Raw genomic sequence first — 18,005 nt, 5'->3', positions numbered from 1 at the left:
TGCGGCACGTTCACTCGATTCGTGGCAGGATGGCCGCCGTTTGTTTCTCTCACCCGCTACAGGAGTTGTTAGCCATGAGCCTTGCCGTCCAGATCCGCCAGCATGGTGGTCCCGAAGAACTCCACATTGTTGACGTCGCCGTGGGCGAACCCGGCCCTGGCGAGATCCGCATCCGCCACCACGCCATCGGCCTCAATTTCATCGACGTCTACCACCGCACGGGCCTGTACCCCTTGGGCATGCCAGCCACCATCGGCATGGAAGGCGCAGGCGTGGTCGAAGCGGTGGGCGAGGGCGTCACGCACCTGCAGGTGGGCGACCGCGCCGCCTATGCCAGCAACCCGCCCGGCGCCTACTCTGAAGTGCGCGTGATGCCCGCCAAATGTGTGTGCAAGCTGCCCGACGCCATCAGCTTCGAGACCGGCGCGGCCATGATGCTCAAGGGCTTGACGGCACAGTACCTGCTCAAGAAGACCCTGCCCGTGGAAGGCCTGCAGAGCGGCGACCACGTGCTGTTCCATGCCGCTGCGGGCGGTGTGGGCCTGATCGCCAGCCAGTGGGCCAAGGCGCTGGGCCTGCAGCTCATCGGCACGGCAGGCACCGATGCCAAGTGCCAGCTGGCCCTGGCCAACGGCGCGGCACATGCCATCAACTACAACACGGAGGACTTTGCGGCGCGCGTCAAAGAGATCACTGGCGGCAAGGGCGTGAAAGTGGTGTACGACTCGGTGGGCAAGGACACCTGGGACAAGTCGCTCGACTGCCTGCGCCCGTTTGGCCTGATGGCCAGCTTCGGCAATGCCTCAGGCCCCGTGGCGCCGTTTGCGCCGGGCTCGCTGGGTGCCAAGGGTTCGATCTACGTCACGCGCCAGACGCTGTTCACCCACATCGCCACGCGTGAAAGCACGCAGGCCATGGCCGATGAGCTGTTTGCCGTGGTGGCCAGCGGGCAGGTCAAGATCCACATCGAGCAGCGGTTTGCCTTGGCCGATGTGCAACAGGCGCACCGCGCGCTGGAAGCACGCAAGACCACCGGCTGCACCATCCTCACGCTGTGAACGCCGCCGTCCAGCCCCGGTCCTTTGGCGACTGGTTGGCCAGTGCGCGCCAGGCTGCGCAGCAGCCCCCCGTCCAGCCGCGCCAGGCGCTGGTGGTGGCGGGGCAGGTGGTGGGCTCGGTGGCAGAGGGTTTTTTGAATAAAATTGGCCGCCAGCGCTTATTGGATAAGCGCTATAAGCTATTAAATAATGAGCATTCTGGCGCTGCAGCCTGGCACCTGGAGGTGCCGTTTGGAGCTTCAGTGGACGCCATCACCGACGCCCTCAATACCCTGGCCGCTGCCTTGCGCGACGAGGGCCTGTGTGGCCCCTGGCGCGATGAGCAACTGGCGGTGTGCAACCCGGTGGGCGAGGTGGTGGGCACGGTGGAGCGTGGTGCGGTGCGTGTGCTGGGCATCACCAGCCGCGCTGTCCATCTGGTGGGCCTGGCGCCGGACGGCCGCATGTGGGTGCAAAAGCGCTCCATGACCAAGCCCAACAACCCCGGCCTGTGGGACACGCTGATGGGCGGCATGGTCTCTGCCGCCGACTCATTGCCCCAGGCGCTGGCCCGCGAGACCTGGGAGGAGGCGGGGCTGCACGTGGAAACGCTGGTCGGCCTGCAGCACGGTGGCCATGTGGACTTCAGCCGCCCCAGCCGGGAAGGGGATGGCGCGGGCTACATGCGCGAGCGCATCGACTGGTTTCGCGCCCAAGTGCCCGAGGGCATGGCGCCCGAGAACCAGGACGGCGAAGTGGAGCGGTTTGACCTGCTGCCCCTGGGCACGGTGCGCGAGCAGGTGGCGCAGGGCCTGTTCACGCTGGAAGCCGGGCTGGTGATTGCCGGTTTCCTCGGGCTGTAACCGGGATCCCGGTCGCACAGCCTTCAAATCAGGTCCCGCATCGCCTGGGCGGTTTCGCGCAGCACGGGCAACACCCGTGACACCGCGTCCTCGCTGCCCCGCAGTGTGCTGGCCTTGTTGCGCTGACGGGCTGCTGCCGCTTCGTTCTGCGCAACCGCTTCCCGTTGCGCGGCGGGGCCATCACCCAACAGAGCGGTGGGCAGCGCGGCCTTTGATCCTCAGGCCTGATCCACCATCGTCTTGAGCCGGTTGGGCGCCAGCGCCCCGGCCGATTCCAGAATGGGGTAGGCCACCGAGCACAGCAGCGAGTTGATGCGCTTGAGTTCGCTGATCAGGTCGATGTGCAGCGAGCTGGTTTCGATGCTCTGCACCGTGTTGTCCGACAGGCGCGCCAGGTGGGTGGCTGAATACGCATGCTCCAGGTCGCGGAAACGGGCCTTTTCTTCCAGCAGCTTCTGCGCGTCGCGCACGCTGCCGTTGAGGAATACGCTCATCGCCAGCCGCAGGTTGTCGATCAGACGGGCGTGCAGCTCGGTGATCTCTTCCATGCCCGCTTCGGAGAACTGGCGGCCCTTCTTGATCTTCTTGTCCTCGATATCGATGAGCACGCGCTCGATGATGTCGCCAATCTGCTCCATGTTGATCGTGAAGCTGATGATGTCCGCCCAGCGGCGCCCTTCGCGCTCGTCCAGTGCCTCGCGCGAGATCTTGGTCATGTAGTACTTGATGGCCGAGTACAGGCCATCCACCTCGTCGTCGAGCTTGCGCAGGTCTTCGGCCAGCTTGATATCGTCGGTGCGGATCACCTTGTGCAGGCCCAGCAGCATCGATTCGACCACGTCGGCTTGGTGCAGGGCCTCGCGCGCAGCGCACGAGATGGCCAGGGAGGGCGTGGCCAGGGCTGACGGGTCCAGATGCTGGGGCCGGGTGCCGGCCGCTGCCTGCGCTTTTTCGACGGGCAGCAGGCGCTGCACGGTGCGGGCCACCGTGCCTGTGAGGCCGATGCAGATGATGCCCACCACCACGTTGAAAGCCAGGTGGAACAGCACCACCAGCGCCGCGATTTCCGGCACGTAGGGGCGTACATGCTGCAGCCACAGCCCAGTGAGCGGTGTCATGATGACAACGCCGATGATCTTGAAGAACAGGTTGCCCAGCGGCACCTGGCGCGTCTGTACATTGGCCTTCATCGTGGTGAGAACGGCCAGCACGCCGCTGCCCAGGTTGGCGCCCAGCACCAGGCCCAGAGCCACGTCGGGCGGGATACCCCCCGAGCCGGCCAGCGCGGCAGTCAGCAGCACCGTGGCCAGGCTCGAATAGGCCACGATGGCCAGAATGGCGCCGGTGAAGATCTCCAGCAGCAGGTCGCTGGTCAATGCCCCCAGCAGGGTGCGCACGGTGGGCGACTGGGTGAGCACCGTGGTCGATTCGGTGATGAGGCGCAGCGCCAGCAGCATCAGCCCCAGGCCGATCAGCACCCGGCCCACCCGGCCCACGGCCGTGTCCTTGCGCGAGATGAACAACACCACGCCCGCGAAGATGAACAGCGGCGACAGCCAGGACAGGTCCATCGAGAACACCACTGCCATCACGCTGGTGCCTACATCGGCGCCCAGCATCACCGCGAGGGCAGCGGGCAGGCCCACCAGGCCCTGGCCCACGAACGAAGACACGATGAGCGCCGTGGCCGTGCTCGATTGCACCACCGCCGTTACCCCGATGCCCGACAGAACGGCAGTGAACCGGTTACTGACGCTGTGCGCGATCAACTGGCGCAAATTGGCGCCAAAGACACGCAGGATGCCGGTGCGCACCAGGTGGGTGCCCCAGATCAGCAGCGAGACGGCTGCCAACAAATTCAAGAGATGCTTCATGGAGGAAAACCGTTATTTCTTCTTCTTGTGACGTGCGCAAAGAGCATGCACCTTGCCCCTGCCAGGCGCAAGGTGCATCTTGCGCTCCGTTTTTGAACAGGTGCTTGGAGGCTGGCGTTCACATTCTGTGCCCGGAGGCGGTGGCAGACGGGTCTGCGGTGCCGGGCTGCGCGACTTCCGGGGTGCATGGGTACACGCAAAAGCTGTGCGCACCCAGCATTGTCACAAAACTGACATATAAGCATACTCCTGATTCCATAGCGCGGGCGCATGCCCATGCTGCTGCTGGGTGCGTTGGCGACACCACCCGCTCCGTCAGCGGGGGTTGGGGCCGCCCTGGCCACCACGCAAACGGCCCGCACAGGGCGGGCCGTGGAGAGGTCAGGCAAAAACAACGGGTTCAGCGCTCGCGCCGCACTCTCAGGAACTCGTCCAGGATCAGGCACGCCGCACCCACGCTGATGGCCGTGTCGGCCAGATTGAAGGCTGGGAAGTGGCCGTTGGGGAAAATTCCGGAAAGGAAGGCCCAATGGAAATCTAGAAAATCCACGACATAGCCATGCATCAGCCGGTCCGCCACGTTGCCCACCGCACCGCCCAGGATGCACGACAGCGCAAAGCCGAACAGCTTTTGACCGGGGTGCGCGCGCAACTGCCACACGATGAAAATGGTGGCCGCCACGCCGATGCCGGTGAACAGCCAGCGCTGCCAGCCTCCCGCGTCCTGCAGAAACGAAAACGCGGCCCCGGTGTTGTGCGCCCGCACGATGTTGAAGAAGCTGGTGATGATCGTGCCGTCGCCCAGCTGGTAGTGGTTGATGATCAGGGTCTTGGTGATCTGGTCCGCCACCAGAAGCACCGTGGCCCAGGCCAGCCAGGGCCACATGCTCGCGCCGGAACGCCCGGCCTGCGATGTGCGGGCCATCAGGCGTGCACCCGGCTTTCGCCGTCTCCGTGCAGGTTGCTGGTGCAGCGGCCGCAGATGGTGGGATGTGCGGCGTCTTGCCCCACGTCGCTGCGGTAGTGCCAGCAGCGCTCGCATTTGGTGTCAGAACTGGGCTTGACGCTGATCTGTAAATCGCTACCAGCTACCAATTCGATAGCGGAGGTGATGAACACGAACTTGAGGTCATCGCCCAGGCTGGCCAGCAGCGCATGGTCCTCAGGCGCAGCCGTCAGCACCACGTTGGCCTGCAGCGACGAGCCCACCTGGCCCTCGGCACGCAGCACCTCGATCTCCTTGTTCACCGCATCGCGGATCTCGCGCAGGCGCGCCCACTTGGCCAGCAGGCCTTCGTCGGCCCCGGCGATGGAGCCGTAGGTTTCCAGGAAGATGGAGTCGGAGCTGCCGAACACCTTCCAGGCCTCTTCGGCGGTGAACGACAGGAACGGCGCCATCCAGCGCAGCATGCCGTGGGTGATCTGGTACAGCGCGGTCTGGGCGCTGCGGCGCGCCAGGCTCTTGGGCGCGGTGGTGTACAGCCGGTCCTTGAGCACATCCAGGTAGAAGCCGCCCAGGTCTTCTGAGCAGTACAGCTGCAGCTTGGCCACCACGGGGTGGAACTCGTAGACCTTGTAGTGCGCGAGCACGGTGGCCTGGAACTCGGCCGCACGCGTCAGGGCGTAGCGGTCGATCTCCAGCATCTGGTCGAACGGCACGGCGTCCGCGGTCGGGTCGAAGTCGCTCACGTTGGCCAGCAGGAAGCGCAGCGTGTTGCGGATGCGGCGGTAGGCATCGACCACCCGCGCCAGGATCTTCTCGTCACCTGCGATGTCGCCCGAGTAGTCGCTGGCGGCCACCCACAGGCGGATGATCTCGGCGCCGAGCTTCTTGTTGATCTCCTGCGGATCGATGCCGTTGCCCAGCGACTTGCTCATCTTGCGGCCCTGGCTGTCCACGGTGAAACCGTGGGTCAGCAGGCCGCGGTAGGGCGCGCGGCCTTCGAGTGCCGACGCCAGCAGCAGCGAACTGTGGAACCAGCCGCGGTGCTGGTCATGGCCCTCCAGGTACAGGTCGGCCTCGGGACCCGTGTCGTGGTGCACGTTGGGGTGCGTGCCGCGCAGCACATGGCTGAACGTGGAGCCCGAGTCGAACCACACCTCCAGGATGTCGGTGCTCTTGGTGTAGCAGGCCGCGTCCTCGGCGCCCAGGATCTCCTCGGGCGTCACGCGACTCCAGGCCTCGATGCCGCCCTTCTCCACAATGGCGGCCGCCTGGTCCATGATCTCCATGGTGCGCGGGTGCAGCTCGCCCGAATCCTTGTGCAAAAAGAACGGGATGGGCACGCCCCAACTGCGCTGGCGCGAGATGCACCAGTCGGGCCGCCCGGCGATCATGTCGTGCAGGCGGGTCTTGCCGTTCTCGGGGTAGAAGCTGGTGTGCTCGATGGCGTCCAGCGCGATCTGGCGCAGCGTCTTGGCAGGCTTCATGCCGGGCTGGGTGAACACGCCTTCGCCCTCGTCCATGCGCACGAACCACTGTGCGGCGGCGCGGTAGATCACCGGCGTCTTGTGGCGCCAGCAGTGCGGGTAGCTGTGCGTGATGTCCTTGGTGGCCATCAGGCGGCCGGCGTTGCGCAGGGCTTCGATGATGACGGGCACGGCCTTCCAGATGTGCTGGCCGCCAAACAGCGGGAAGTCGGCCGCATAGGTGCCGTTGCCCTGCACGGGGTTCAGGATGTCGTCCAGTGCCAGGCCGTGGGACACGCAGGAGTTGAAATCCTCCAGCCCGTAGGCGGGCGAGGAGTGCACGATACCGGTGCCATCGTCGGCCGTGGCGTAGTCGGCCAGGTACACGGGGGACAGGCGCTGGTAGCCTTGGCTGCCGTCTTCACTCTTCACGTCGTACAGCGGGTGCTCAAATTCCAGCCCGCCGAGGTTCTTGCCCAGGGTGGTGGCCAGCACGCTGCCTGTGAGGCCATAGCGCTCCAGGCACGAGGCCACCAGCGGCTCGGCCACCAGCAGGACGCGCTCGCCGGTGTCCACCAGGGCGTAGCTGATCTCGGGGTTCAGGTTGAGCGCCTGGTTGGCGGGGATGGTCCAGGCGGTGGTGGTCCAGATGACGACGAAGGCGTCTTTGGTCAACGCGGGCAGGCCAAACGCGGCCGCCAGCTTGGCAGGCTCGTGCGCCTTGAACGCCACGTCGAGCGTGGTGCTCTTCTTGTCCTGGTATTCGATCTCGAACTCGGCCAGCGAAGAGCCGCAGTCAAAACACCAGTACACGGGCTTCAAGCCGCGGTACACAAAACCACGCTCCATCACACGTTTGAACGCGCGGATTTCGCCCGCCTCGTTGGCGGGGTTCATGGTCTTGTAGGGGTTGTCCCATTCGCCCAGCACACCCAGGCGCTTGAAGTCCACCATCTGCTGCGCGATTTGCTCGGTGGCAAACGCACGGCTCTTGGCCTGCATGTCGTCGCGGCTCAGGTTGCGGCCGTGTTTCTTCTCGATGGCATTCTCGATCGGCAGGCCGTGGCAGTCCCAGCCGGGCACGTACAGCGCGTCAAAGCCTTCGAGCTGGCGCGCCTTGGTGATCATGTCCTTCAGGATCTTGTTGACCGCGTGGCCCATGTGGATCTGGCCGTTGGCGTAGGGTGGGCCGTCATGCAGGATGAACTTGGGCGAACCGCAGCGTGCGTCGCGCAGGCGCTTGTACAGGCCCTTGTCTTCCCATTCCTTCACCCAGCCTGGCTCGCGCTTGGGCAGGTCGCCGCGCATGGGGAAGGGGGTGTCGGGCAGATTCAGGGTGCTGCGGTAATCCGTGGCTGCGAGGGCTGCGGAAGGGGTGCTGGCGTTGTCGTCGGACATGAGGGAGCCTTAAAAACAGGGCATTCCGGGGCAAGGCCCAGGGCAAGAGCGGGGTGGAAGCGCGAAGGATGACGGGCCCGCCAGGCGGGCGCTGCGCAAAGCAGCCCCCCTCAAATTCGGTCGCGGGTGGTCTGGCGCCGGGTCTCGGTGTGGTTGGGCGCCTTGGCCGAGGCAAAGTAGGCACGCGCATCGGCGCAGTCTTTGGCGATGCCCTTTGTCAGGGCGTCCAGACCGTCGTATTTCAGCTCGTCGTGCAGTTTGTGCAGTAGTTCCACGCGCACGATTTTACCGTACGCCCCCTCGGGGCCCAGATCGGCAGGCCAGTGCAGGCAATGGGTTTCCAGCAGCACACGGCCGCCGTTCACATCGTTCGGGTCCAGCGAAGGGCGCACGCCCAGGTTGGCAACACCCGGCAAAGGCTCGGCGGCGAGGCCATGCACCAGCACCGCAAAGATGCCGCTGGCAGCGGGTTTCCAGTGCGCAAAACGCAGGTTCAGGGTGCGAAAGCCGTCACCGGCTCCACCGGCGGTAGCGCCCAACTCGCGCCCCAGCTTGCGTCCGTGCACCACATGGCCGCTGATGGTGTAGGGCCGCCCCAGCAGGCGCGCTGCTGCTTCCATGTCTCCTGCGGCCAGGGCCTGGCGCACGGCGGAGCTGGACACCCGCAGCCCATGTACCTCGTAGCTGTTCATGCGCGCCACATCAAAGCCCTTGGCTTGACCTGCCGCGTCGAGCATGGCGTAGTCGCCCGCGCGCTGGCGGCCAAAGCGGAAGTCGTCGCCCACCAGCACGTAACGGGCACCCAGGCCGCGCACCAGCACCTCGTCGATGAACGCCTCGGGGGACTGCGCGGCCAGTTTCGCGTCAAACGGCAGCACCACGGTCTGCTGCACGCCGCAGCGGGCCAGCTCGGTCAGCTTGTCGCGCAGGGTGCCGATGCGTGCGGGCGCGAGGTCGGGTTTGTGGTGGGCGCCCGCAAAGTAGTCGCGAGGGTGGGGCTCGAACGTGAGCACGCAGCTTTCCACGCCCCGGTGTGCGGCCTCGCTGTTCAGCAGGGCCAGCATGGCCTGGTGGCCCCGGTGTACGCCATCGAAATTGCCAATGGTCAGCGCACAGGCGTTGGCGATGCCGGGATGGTGGAATCCGCGAAAGATCTTCATCGGTTTGTTATCTTTTTGATAGCAGCATGCGCAGGTGTATCAAGCGCAAGACGCCAATTTGTCATGAAAACGGAGTATATTGTGACCCACGGGCTGCCCAGCGCAGGGCAGTTCGCGAGACATCTGCGTTCCGAATCCTTGTGTACTTTGTGTTCCAGGAGGCGTGTTTTGAAGGTCTTGAAGCTGTCGGCCCAAGGGCTGCCCCAATCGTGGATTTCGCTCGAACAAGCGGTGATTCATTACGCCGCGGGTGAGGTGCGCTGGGAATCCGGCGGCCAGATCGCGCGGTTCCGTGGCGGGCACAACGCGATCACGGGCGAACAATCGGTGATTGCCGTGAACAGCATCATCGGAACCAAGGGCGTGCCCAGCATCAACCCGTTTGACCTCAAGCCCGGACTGACCAACAGCAAGCTTTTTGCTCGCGACCGCAATGTGTGTGCCTACTGCGGCGGGCATTTTCATGAAGAGGATCTGACGCGCGAGCACATCGTGCCGTTTGCCCGCAATGGGCAGGACCACTGGATGAACGTGGTCACGGCCTGCCGCCCGTGCAACCACCGCAAGGGCCCACGCACGCCAGAACATGCCCACATGCCGTTGCTGTACGCGCCTTATGTGCCCAGCCTGTGGGAAGACTTCATCTTGCGCAATCGCCGCATCCTCGCCGATCAAATGGAGTTCCTGATGGCGCACGTCCCCAAATCTTCACGGCTGTTGGCGTAGTTGGCGGAGCGGCCAGTACGACGCCTGCTGGCGTCGTTGCTCCGTCTTGCCGTACTCGCAGTACTGTCTGTGACGGAGCGCCTAGCCATCGGGGCTGTCTTGACCGCTTTTGGTGGTGTGCTGCACGGTGCACAGGCACCGAGCAGCGCCTATCCCATCAGTAAGTCAGTTCGAGAAACACCAAATGGCCGCTGGCAGCGGGCCAGGTCTGTCCCACCACGCGTTCGCCATTGAATTCGCCCGCAATGCTGCGCACGCCGCCCGAGGGCTTGACCTTGGCCGACGCCACGCCCGCGCCTGGCGGCACACCGGCAGGTGCGGCGCCATCGAGCAGCATCTTGTCGCGTGCCGGGTCCAGGTAGCCGCGCGGGCGGGTCAGTGTCACCACGCTCTCGGCGCCTTTGTCGGCATCGGCCAAGCGCTCTGCGCGCAGGTGGATGAGATCGCTGCTGCGGGGAAAGCCGCTGCGGTAGATGTGGGTGGTGGCGTAGCCGGGTGCGGTGATCACGAACTCGGTGGGTGACCCAGCGGGAACGGCCAGCGGCCCCCATTGTCCATCCGTACCCACGGTTTTGCGCAGCAAGGCATTGCCCGTGCGGGCGCCCGTGGTGGGGTCGGTGGCATACAACTCCAGCTGCGCGCCCGCCAGGGGCAGGTTGTTGCTGAAGTTGCCCGTCTTGGCGTCCGTTGGGTCCACGCCCAGGCCGGTGACCTTGCCGTTCAGCACCACCTGCTTTTCGGCCGCAATGGTGGTGGCCTGCGGCGCCTTGCCCGTGATGAAGCGGTAGGTGGCTTCAAAGGCTGCGGCGGAATAGGAGGTCTCGCGGTGGTCGATGCGCGGGATCACCACATTGACCGCGCCTTTCAGCTCGGGCCCTGCGGCCGTCACATTGGTGGGCGTGCCTTTCTGGCCGATCCACAGGCCATCGGGCTGCGCGAACTTGTCGTTGTTGTCCGAGCGGATGGTCATCCATTGCACGGGGCCGCTCACTTCATCGCCGGCTGCATTTTTGGGGGCGTTCAAGGCGGTGAGGAAGGGACCGGTGCCCGAGAACTCGCTGCCTTCGCGCACCCCGGGGGTTGCCCACACGCCGTGGTTGGGGGTGCCACCCAGGATGGCGTGGCTCACGGTGGTGGTGCCACCGCCGTTGTAGATGTAGTTGCGGATGGCATTGCCCCCGCGCGAATTGCCCACCAGCACCACTTTGCTGGCGCCTGTGGCCTTGAGCACCTTGTCCACCTCAGCCTTGAGGTAAGTCATGTGCTCTGCAGCCGAGGTGCGGCCCGGCTGGGGCTTGGTGTCGTCATCGCGTGAGAGCGGGTAGGGCACGTCGATGGCGTGCAGGCGCTCACGGGGCCAGCCGTTCGATTCAAACCGCCACGCGGTGGCCTGCCACAGCGCAGCGGTGTCGCCATTGCCATGCACAAAGACGATGGGCGGGGCCTCGGCCAGGCTGGGGCTGCGGGTGGCGCAGCCGGCCAGGGCCAGGGTGGCCGCAGCGGCTGCCAGCAGAAGGGATCGGCGTTGCAGCAAGAGCTTATTGTTCATGGGTGTCTCCGATAAGAAAAAATGCCCGTGGACCGGTTCAGTCCACGAGCATTGCACGGTTGCGTGACAGTCCTTGCTTGGCGTCAGGCAAACACGCCGGCCGTGTCCTGCATGCGGGCCGACACCTCGCCCAGGTGGTGCAGGGTGTCGCCAAAGGTCATTTCCAGTTGCGTGAGTTTCTTGAAATAGTGGCTGCCGATGTACTCGTCGGTCACGCCGATGCCGCCATGCAGCTGCACCGATTGCTGGCCCACGAAGCGCATCGATTGCCCCAGCTGCACCTTGGCGCGGGCCATGGCGGCGCGGCGTTCGGCCGCCGGGGCGCCGAGCTTGAGGCTGGCGTAGTAGCTCATCGAGCGGGCCAGTTCCAGCTGCATCTTCATGTCGGCCACACGGTGGCGCAGCGCCTGGAAGCTGGCGATGAACACGCCGAACTGCTTGCGCTGGTTCATGTATTCGACGGTGAGCGCCACGGTCTTGTCCATCACGCCCACGGCTTCGGCGCAGGTGGCGGCAATGCCTGTGTCCACGGCCAGTTCCAGCGCGGCCAGGCCGTCGGTGGTGATGAGCGTGGCGGGGGCGTTGGCCAGTTGCACTTCGGCGGCGCGGCTGCCGTCTTGCGTGACATAGCCACGTGTGGTGACGCCAGCGGCCGAGCGTTCCACGAGGAAGAGGGCGATTTTTCCGTCCAGCTGCGCAGGCACGATGAAGGCATCGGCCTGGTCACCAGCGGCTACTATGCTTTTTGTAGCTGTTACGGCATATCCAGCGGGCGCAAAGGCTGCTTTTGCCTCGCAAACGTCCAGGCGGTAGCGCGCCTTGCGCTCCTGGTAGGCCAACACCACCAGCGCTTCGCCGCTGGCCACGCGGGGCAGCCAGGCGCCTTGTACGTCGGCGGGGGCGTAGTGCGACAGCACGCTGCTGGCGATGAAGGCCTGGGCAATGGGTTCCAGCACCATGCCACGGCCCAGTTCCTCGGCCACCACCATGGCGTCGATCGCGCCCTGGCCCATGCCGTCGTGGGCTTCGGGCACGGTGAGGGCGGTCAGGCCCAGTTCGGCCAGCTCGCCCCAGGCGGCGCGGTCAAAGCCGCCGGCAGCCACCGCAGCGCGGCGGCGCTCGAAGGTGTAGCCCTTGTCCACCCACTTGCGCACCGCATCGCGAAGTTGTTCCTGGTCGTCAGAAAAATCGAAATCCATGTTCTTGTCTCCTTAGCCCAGCACAGTCTGCGCGACGATATTTCTTTGCACTTCATTGCTGCCGCCGTAGATGGTGGTCTTGCGCAGGTTGAAGTAAGTAGACGCCAGCGGCGCGTTGGCGGTGACGCCGCCAGGGAAGTCGCCCTGCCAACCGGCCTCCATAGCCTCTTCGATGAAAGGCATGGCAAACGGCCCAGCGGCCAGCATCATCAGCTCGGCATAACGCTGCTGGATCTCGCTGCCCTTGATCTTGAGCAGGCCCGCGATGTCCAGGGAGTTTTTGCCCGACTTCTCGGCCGACAGCACGCGCAGCACCAGCATTTCCAGCGCCACGACGTCCACTTCGAGCAGCGCGATCTGGTCGCGGAAGCGCGGGTCGTCCCACATGCCTTCGGTCTTCGCGATGCGCTTCAAGCGCTCCAGCTCGCGCTTGCTGCGGTTCACGTCAGCGATGTTGGTGCGCTCGTGGGACAGCAGGTGCTTGGCGTACGTCCAGCCCTTGCTTTCTTCGCCGATCAGGTTTTCGGCGGGCACTTCGACGTTGTCGAAGAACACCTCATTGACTTCGCACTCGCCGTCCAGCAGCTTGATGGGGCGCACGGTGACGCCCTTGGACTTCATGTCCAGCAGCAGGAAGGAAATGCCGGTCTGCGGCTTGCCTTCGGTACTGGTGCGCACCAGGTTGAACATCCAGTCGCCGAACTGGCCGAGCGTTGTCCAGGTTTTTTGGCCGTTGACGATGTATTTGTCGCCCACGCGCTCTGCGCGGGTCTTGACCGAGGCCAAGTCCGAGCCCGAGCCCGGTTCGCTGTAGCCCTGGCTCCACCACACTTCGCCGCTGGCGATGCCGGGCAAAAAGCGCTTTTGTTGTTCGGCATTGCCGAAGGCCATGATCACCGGGGCCACCATCACGGGGCCGAAGGGGATGATGCGGGGCGCACCGGCCAGCGCACACTCTTCTTCAAACAGGTGCTTTTGCACGGCCGTCCAGCCCGGGCCGCCAAACTCTTTGGGCCAGCCAAAACCGAGCCAGCCCTTTTTGCCCAGGATCTTGGCCCAGCCCTGCATGTCTGCACGGGTCAGGCGCAGGGCGTTGTGCACCTTGTGGGAAATTTCCTGGGGTAGGTTGGCGTGAACCCATGCGCGAACTTCGTCGCGGAAGGCCTGTTCTTCGGGGGTGAATGCGAGATCCATGCGGCTTGTCTCCAAGTGATTCCGCATTTGTAGCACGATCGTTCGTTTTATTGCTGTCCGGGTGGCGACATGAGGCGCGCAGCCCTTGATTTGGCATCAACCCATTTGAAGTGCTTTCAAGCTGAGTTTGGCGAAGCGCTGTGCAAGGCTGGGGCAGGCCCAGCGCAAGCGGTGGGTTCAAATTCAAAGATGCCGGCTCAATAAGACGCTGCAGGGGTTGAATATGATCAGCCAAACGAGGGGCACTAGATGCTGAAGATTTTCGACCAGGCCGTTGAGGCGGCCACGGACAGGGATGACACCCGAGGGCAGCAGGCCGAGGTACGGCTGCTGGGGGGCAAACTGCTGATCCAGGACCGCCACGGCGGCATTGTCGTCTTCGTGTGCACTCAGGCCTGGGGGCCTGCGGGCCGCAGATAGAACCCATCGCCATGCCCAACTTGTTGTTGAACTGTGAAATCGCTGAACGCCAGAGTCCCGGCCTACACCAGGGTCGGGTGGCTTTCCAGATCGATGATCTGTCGATCTCGACCCGCGAGCTGATCGCGCTGAGCGTTCGGACCCATCTCGCCCTGCAGCGCATCGCCAGCGCAGGTGCTGCGTCACCCGCACCGGGAGATCAAACCACCCCCACATTGACGCCGGCCATGATCGAAGAGGGCTTGGCACAGGGGCGTGTGGCCTTGCGCCGGCCACCGGAGCCTGCTTGCAAGCCCGACCTGGCGGCCGTTGAGCAAGCCGAGATCCAGCGGGCCATGGCCGCCTTCGAAGCGGGTGAGTTCCAGATGGTTGTCGATGGCACGCTGTACCGGTCGCATGCCGAGCTGAGCCTGACGGACAGCTCGCACGCTGTCTTCTTGAGATTGCGTCCGCTCGTGGGCGGATGAAAGGAACCTATGAGTGAGCACTGGGAGGCGAGCGCAACGCAGCGCGCCAGAGTCCAACGTTTCGAAGCCTGGTTGTTGGGCTATGTTCAGGAGGCCAAGGACGCTGGCCGCCTGGATGATGACGAGCGCGCCATCCGCAACGGAGATGCGGATTCACCGTTCTGTTCAGCGCTGCAGCAGACGTTCGGCAACGAGGCTGAGCAGCACTTGACTGACTTTTTCATGTTCCCGGTGCTTCACGAAAGCATTCCCAACATGCGCGCACGCGCTGACCGGGTGTGGGGCTTCGCGCGCGATGTGAACGATCTGCTGACCGAGGCGGTCAAAAAATGGGGGCGGGATTACACCTGCCAGTTGGCCTTGCAACGCTTGCGCCACCAACTGAGCCATCCCGCCGATGCGACCGAATGCGCGGCACCGCGCTGGATGGACGCAGAGCGCGCGCTTATTCGCGCCCAGTATGCGGAGCCGGTGAGGAGTCATCAGATCGCGGACCTCAAAGCGGCGCTGACCCGCAGCAGCCATCCCTTTTTGGAGCCAGCCCCCGATACGCTGGCCCAGCTGATCTGCGACATGAAGTCCTCGCGCGCCACACTGGACGAGTTGATGGACTTGATGGAGCGCTCCTGCGACACCTGGGTCGACGAGCAGTTCCGCCCGCCACCTCAGGTGGAAGATTGCGAATGCACCGGCCGCATGCGCACTGCGGAGTTTTTCGGCCTGACCGAGCAAGCGGATGAACTGGCACAGGCCTACGCGCGCCAGGGGCCCCTGAGCGCTGAATGGGTCAAACGCCTGTTCGATCTGGAATGGCCACGCAGCGCGCGCGTGGTGGGCGCGTGCCTGTCTCAAGAGGACGATGTCTTGAAAGACTTTCAACCCGAGGCGCTGGACTGGGTGTACGGCCACTGCGTCAAACCGCTGACCGAAGCCATCACCTCGCTGGGGCAATTGGCACAGGAATTGGGTGTGGACTACGAGAGCGGCGAACGCCGAAGCTTGAGCGGCATTCGGTTCGTGGTGGCAGGTGCGCGCCTGTTGGCGCAGATGCCATCGCCGCCGCCGATCCTCGGCTTGGTTCAGACCGATGCCGAGCGCTCTGCTGCGCGTGCGTTGAAACTGATCTGCAATGTGCAACCCCTGAGCGCGGCGGAGTCCGCAGACTTGGTGGCTGAGCTGCGGCAGTTCGCCCCGGAGGTTCTGCTTCAATTGCTGCGCCACTGCCGCGCCCAGGCGGACGAGGTGCTGGAGGCCCACGGCTGGGGCAGCGCCGCGCCGCTGTACCGTTTCATGCGCGAGCGCGAGCGGGCTGACCCGAACGAGTACTTCGATGTGCCGTTGTTGAAGGAACATCTCCAGCGCGCCGGGCAGCCTGGCGAGCTGCTGCTGGACTGGCACAAGAAGTACAAGCACCTGAAAGTCACCGTGTATCGCATCAACGCAGTGCGAGGCGTGGAAGACAAGAAGCTGGCCGGCATGCTGGGCAAGCTGTCCCAGGAGCACATTCGCGTGTGGGGTATGGTTCCCCTGCGGGACACAGCAGACTTGCGTGAGCGCTTCGACTTTTTCAAGGGCGCCGGCAAGCAGGCTTCGAAGCTGTTCGGCTCCGAGCGCAGTGCCAACGTGCGCGATGCGGCCGCCGCAGCGCTGGTGCAGCTGGCGCACAACGCCGGTTTTGCGGACGTGACCGAAATGGAATGGTCGCTGGACGCTACGTCCCAATCGGCCCAGGATTGGACCTGGCAGCAAGACGACTATGCCGTGGAGCTGAGCCTGGTCAGGTTTCAGCCGCAGCTGCAGGTACGCAAGGCCGGCAAGGCCTTGAAGAGCCTGCCGCCTGCGTTGAAGAAGGACGCGGGGCTGGCTCCGCTGCTGGCACAGCTCGACCTGCTCAAGGACCAGAGCAAGCGCTACCGCATTGCCCTGGAAAACCTGATGGTCAGTGGCCGTGCACTCGCGCCGGACCAGCTTCAGGAGCTGTCCAACCTGCCGATGGCCCGGCAGCTGCTGACCGCGCTCTACCTGCAAACGCCAGATGGCGGGCTGGGCCTGCTCGATGACAGCCTGGCCCAGTTGCGTCTGCTGGACGCGGATGGCGCGCTGGCCGATGCCGCCCGCCCGGTGGAGCTGCCGCTGACCATCGCGCACGTCCATTCGATGTTGGCGACAGGCCGCTTGATCGCTTGCCAGCGGCACGCGGTGCAGTCGTCCCTGGTGCAACCGTTCAAGCAGGCGTTTCGCGAATGCTATGTGTTGACGCCCGCCGAGCGCGAGGCGCGAGATGTGTCACGCCGCTTCGAAGGGCGCCGCGTCAAGACCTCGGTGCTGGGCGCCATCCTTTCGGCACGCGGATGGCGGATCGATGGGAGCGACTTCGATTTTGTAGCCCGCAAGCGCTTGGCGCCCGACATTGCCGTCGAGCTGTCGTTGCCCGATGTCTATCAATTCCTGACCCAGGAAGAGGCGACAGTGCTGGGTGAGATCTCGTTCACCCGCCAAGGTGAACCCATGGCGCTGGAGGAGGCGCCGCCGCTCGGATTCTCCGAGGCCATGCGCGACCTCGACCTCGTGATCACCGCCGGCGCCGCCGACAGCGATGAGCATTCCGCTGAGGTGCAGCACGCCCGCGTGGCCTTGGTGGGCGCCTTGCTCCCCAGCTTGGGGTTGAAGAACGTCAGCCTGGAGGGGCATCACGCCATCATCCAGGGCAAGCGTGCGAGTTATCGTCTGCACCTGGGCACCGCGGTGATTCACGTGATCCCTGCGGGATACCTGTGCATCGTGCCGGCCGACAAAGCCAGCCAGAAGGCCGTGGCTTTGCCTTTCGTCGACGATGACCAACGTACCAGCGAGGTGTTGTCCAAGCTGCTGCTGCTCAGCGCCGACGACAAGATCAAGGACCCCAGCATCCTGGCGCAGATCGAGGGCCGAGTGGCCCAGGCCTGAGCGCTGGCGTGCTTCACCGCCGGGGTCTCGTTCAGGCCTGCTTCGCTGCGCCTGGCCGGGCAGAGGCTACTTGTCGTCTTCCAACCCGCGCACACCCAGTTCGTCGCACAGGCGGCGCACCGTGGCATGCAGGCCCGCCACTTCTGCCTCCAGGGCTTGCACGCGGGCTTGCAGGGCGGGGGCAGGGGTGTCCAGCGAAGGGGCGGGGTGGCCGCCGTAGGCCTGCTGGCGGGTGTCCACCGGCCCACACATCAGGTGCGCCCAGCGCTGTTCGCGCGCGCCGGGTGCGCGGGGCAGCTGCACGACCAGCGGGCCGCCTTTCTCTGCACTGCGCTCTTGCAGCTCGTCGAGGAAGGCCTCCACCGAAGAAATGTCGGCAAACCGGTACCAGCGCTCGGCGTTGATGCGCAGCTCGCCCGCCGTTTGCGGGCCGCGCAGCATCAAGAGCCCCAGCAGCACGGCCGATTGTTCGGGCACGCCCACGCCACGCTGGAAGTTGTGTTCCCACCGCGTGGTGCGGTTGCCGCTGCTCTCAAACGCCAGCGTCAGCAGCTTGAGCGAATCCAGCGCCTCCTGCGCCTCGGCGTCGCTGAGGTTCATCACCGGGTCGCGGCTGGTTTTCTGGTTGCAACCGGTCAGCAGGCCGTTGAGCGACATGGGGTAGCTGTCGGGCACGGTGCGGGCCTTTTCCATCAGCGTGGCGAGTACGCGGGCTTCGTGGGGGGTGAGGGGGCGGGTGATGGGATCGAAGGGCACTGGGATA

15 protein-coding genes are annotated in these 18,005 nt (G+C 64.9%); 6 read left to right on the top strand and 9 right to left on the bottom strand.

Annotation, left to right across the window (positions count from 1 at the left end; translation table 11 throughout):
• Nucleotides 1-74 precede the first annotated feature (74 nt).
• The gene (locus ASE39_RS02225; RefSeq protein WP_010463435.1) at nucleotides 75-1,058 is read left to right on the top strand and encodes a quinone oxidoreductase; all 984 of its coding nucleotides are present in this window, start codon (nucleotides 75-77) and stop codon (nucleotides 1,056-1,058) included.
• On the top strand, nucleotides 1,055-1,900 hold the full coding sequence (locus tag ASE39_RS02220; RefSeq protein ID WP_057270043.1) for an NUDIX domain-containing protein: 846 nt from the start codon (nucleotides 1,055-1,057) through the stop codon (nucleotides 1,898-1,900). The genes ASE39_RS02225 and ASE39_RS02220 overlap by 4 nt, the downstream gene beginning before the upstream one ends.
• A 23-nt stretch (nucleotides 1,901-1,923) precedes the next feature.
• Here ASE39_RS02220 and ASE39_RS26725 read toward each other — a convergent pair whose 3' ends face one another.
• The 5 genes from ASE39_RS26725 to ASE39_RS02200 form a co-directional block, all read right to left on the bottom strand.
• Nucleotides 1,924-2,088: a hypothetical protein gene (locus tag ASE39_RS26725; RefSeq protein ID WP_158004158.1), complete on the bottom strand. Its 165-nt coding sequence runs from the start codon at nucleotides 2,086-2,088 to the stop codon at nucleotides 1,924-1,926.
• 30 nt (nucleotides 2,089-2,118) lie between these two features.
• The gene (locus ASE39_RS02215; RefSeq protein ID WP_010463442.1) at nucleotides 2,119-3,774 is read right to left on the bottom strand and encodes a Na/Pi cotransporter family protein; all 1,656 of its coding nucleotides are present in this window, start codon (nucleotides 3,772-3,774) and stop codon (nucleotides 2,119-2,121) included.
• Nucleotides 3,775-4,174: 400 nt separating this feature from the next.
• The gene (lspA, locus tag ASE39_RS02210; protein WP_057270042.1) at nucleotides 4,175-4,699 is read right to left on the bottom strand and encodes a signal peptidase II; all 525 of its coding nucleotides are present in this window, start codon (nucleotides 4,697-4,699) and stop codon (nucleotides 4,175-4,177) included.
• Nucleotides 4,699-7,581, bottom strand: coding sequence for an isoleucine--tRNA ligase (gene ileS / locus ASE39_RS02205; protein ID WP_057270041.1), 2,883 nt, complete (start codon nucleotides 7,579-7,581; stop codon nucleotides 4,699-4,701). Before ileS ends, lspA begins: the two co-directional genes overlap by 1 nt.
• A gap of 110 nt (nucleotides 7,582-7,691) precedes the next feature.
• Nucleotides 7,692-8,741 (bottom strand): bifunctional riboflavin kinase/FAD synthetase, encoded by a 1,050-nt coding sequence (locus tag ASE39_RS02200; RefSeq protein WP_057270040.1) that lies wholly within the window; start codon nucleotides 8,739-8,741, stop codon nucleotides 7,692-7,694.
• 168 nt (nucleotides 8,742-8,909) lie between these two features.
• On the opposite strand from ASE39_RS02200, the gene ASE39_RS02195 reads away from it, so the two are divergent.
• Entirely contained in the window at nucleotides 8,910-9,467 is a 558-nt protein-coding gene (locus ASE39_RS02195; RefSeq protein ID WP_010463449.1) for an HNH endonuclease, read from the top strand.
• A gap of 157 nt (nucleotides 9,468-9,624) precedes the next feature.
• Here ASE39_RS02195 and ASE39_RS02190 read toward each other — a convergent pair whose 3' ends face one another.
• The 3 genes from ASE39_RS02190 to ASE39_RS02180 form a co-directional block, all read right to left on the bottom strand.
• Nucleotides 9,625-11,016: an alpha/beta fold hydrolase gene (locus ASE39_RS02190; RefSeq protein WP_057270039.1), complete on the bottom strand. Its 1,392-nt coding sequence runs from the start codon at nucleotides 11,014-11,016 to the stop codon at nucleotides 9,625-9,627.
• A gap of 83 nt (nucleotides 11,017-11,099) precedes the next feature.
• Nucleotides 11,100-12,215, bottom strand: a complete 1,116-nt coding sequence (locus ASE39_RS02185; RefSeq protein ID WP_057270038.1) for an acyl-CoA dehydrogenase family protein — start codon at nucleotides 12,213-12,215, stop codon at nucleotides 11,100-11,102.
• Between the two features lie 12 nt (nucleotides 12,216-12,227).
• Complete coding sequence (locus tag ASE39_RS02180; protein WP_057270037.1) at nucleotides 12,228-13,409, bottom strand: acyl-CoA dehydrogenase family protein; 1,182 nt, start codon at nucleotides 13,407-13,409, stop codon at nucleotides 12,228-12,230.
• A 249-nt stretch (nucleotides 13,410-13,658) separates the two neighbouring features.
• Here ASE39_RS02180 and ASE39_RS26720 point away from each other — a divergent pair, with 249 nt between their 5' ends.
• Genes ASE39_RS26720 through ASE39_RS02170 form a run of 3 tightly spaced genes read left to right on the top strand, consistent with a single transcriptional unit; the run spans nucleotide 13,659 to nucleotide 17,242 of the window.
• Nucleotides 13,659-13,829, top strand: coding sequence for a hypothetical protein (locus ASE39_RS26720; RefSeq protein WP_010463458.1), 171 nt, complete (start codon nucleotides 13,659-13,661; stop codon nucleotides 13,827-13,829).
• 11 nt (nucleotides 13,830-13,840) lie between these two features.
• Nucleotides 13,841-14,296, top strand: coding sequence for a hypothetical protein (locus ASE39_RS02175; RefSeq protein ID WP_010463460.1), 456 nt, complete (start codon nucleotides 13,841-13,843; stop codon nucleotides 14,294-14,296).
• A gap of 9 nt (nucleotides 14,297-14,305) precedes the next feature.
• Nucleotides 14,306-17,242, top strand: a complete 2,937-nt coding sequence (locus ASE39_RS02170; RefSeq protein WP_082615297.1) for a DUF4132 domain-containing protein — start codon at nucleotides 14,306-14,308, stop codon at nucleotides 17,240-17,242.
• Nucleotides 17,243-17,308: 66 nt separating this feature from the next.
• Here the strand turns inward: ASE39_RS02170 and ASE39_RS02165 are convergent, their stop codons facing one another.
• Nucleotides 17,309-17,998 carry a YceH family protein gene (locus ASE39_RS02165; RefSeq protein WP_057270035.1) on the bottom strand — a complete coding sequence of 230 codons (690 nt, stop codon included), beginning with the start codon at nucleotides 17,996-17,998 and terminating at the stop codon, nucleotides 17,309-17,311.
• Nucleotides 17,999-18,005 lie beyond the last annotated feature (7 nt).

The organism is Acidovorax sp. Root267, assembly GCF_001429215.1.
GTDB lineage: Bacteria > Pseudomonadota > Gammaproteobacteria > Burkholderiales > Burkholderiaceae_C > Acidovorax > Acidovorax radicis.
Note: the sequence above shows the minus strand (reverse complement) of the source record. Positions and strands in the feature narration are given on the sequence as shown.

What these genes read in the sequence shown, in the direction of transcription:
- ASE39_RS02190 (WP_057270039.1), bottom strand. Translation starts at nt 11,016, where the DNA reads ATGAACAATAAGCTCTTGCTGCAACGCCGATCCCTTCTGCTGGCAGCC.
- ASE39_RS02215 (WP_010463442.1), bottom strand. Translation starts at nt 3,774, where the DNA reads ATGAAGCATCTCTTGAATTTGTTGGCAGCCGTCTCGCTGCTGATCTGG.
- ASE39_RS02200 (WP_057270040.1), bottom strand. Translation starts at nt 8,741, where the DNA reads ATGAAGATCTTTCGCGGATTCCACCATCCCGGCATCGCCAACGCCTGT.
- lspA (WP_057270042.1), bottom strand. Translation starts at nt 4,699, where the DNA reads ATGGCCCGCACATCGCAGGCCGGGCGTTCCGGCGCGAGCATGTGGCCC.
- ASE39_RS02175 (WP_010463460.1), top strand. Translation starts at nt 13,841, where the DNA reads ATGCCCAACTTGTTGTTGAACTGTGAAATCGCTGAACGCCAGAGTCCC.
- ASE39_RS02170 (WP_082615297.1), top strand. Translation starts at nt 14,306, where the DNA reads ATGAGTGAGCACTGGGAGGCGAGCGCAACGCAGCGCGCCAGAGTCCAA.
- ileS (WP_057270041.1), bottom strand. Translation starts at nt 7,581, where the DNA reads ATGTCCGACGACAACGCCAGCACCCCTTCCGCAGCCCTCGCAGCCACG.
- ASE39_RS02185 (WP_057270038.1), bottom strand. Translation starts at nt 12,215, where the DNA reads ATGGATTTCGATTTTTCTGACGACCAGGAACAACTTCGCGATGCGGTG.
- ASE39_RS02225 (WP_010463435.1), top strand. Translation starts at nt 75, where the DNA reads ATGAGCCTTGCCGTCCAGATCCGCCAGCATGGTGGTCCCGAAGAACTC.
- ASE39_RS02180 (WP_057270037.1), bottom strand. Translation starts at nt 13,409, where the DNA reads ATGGATCTCGCATTCACCCCCGAAGAACAGGCCTTCCGCGACGAAGTT.
- ASE39_RS26720 (WP_010463458.1), top strand. Translation starts at nt 13,659, where the DNA reads ATGCTGAAGATTTTCGACCAGGCCGTTGAGGCGGCCACGGACAGGGAT.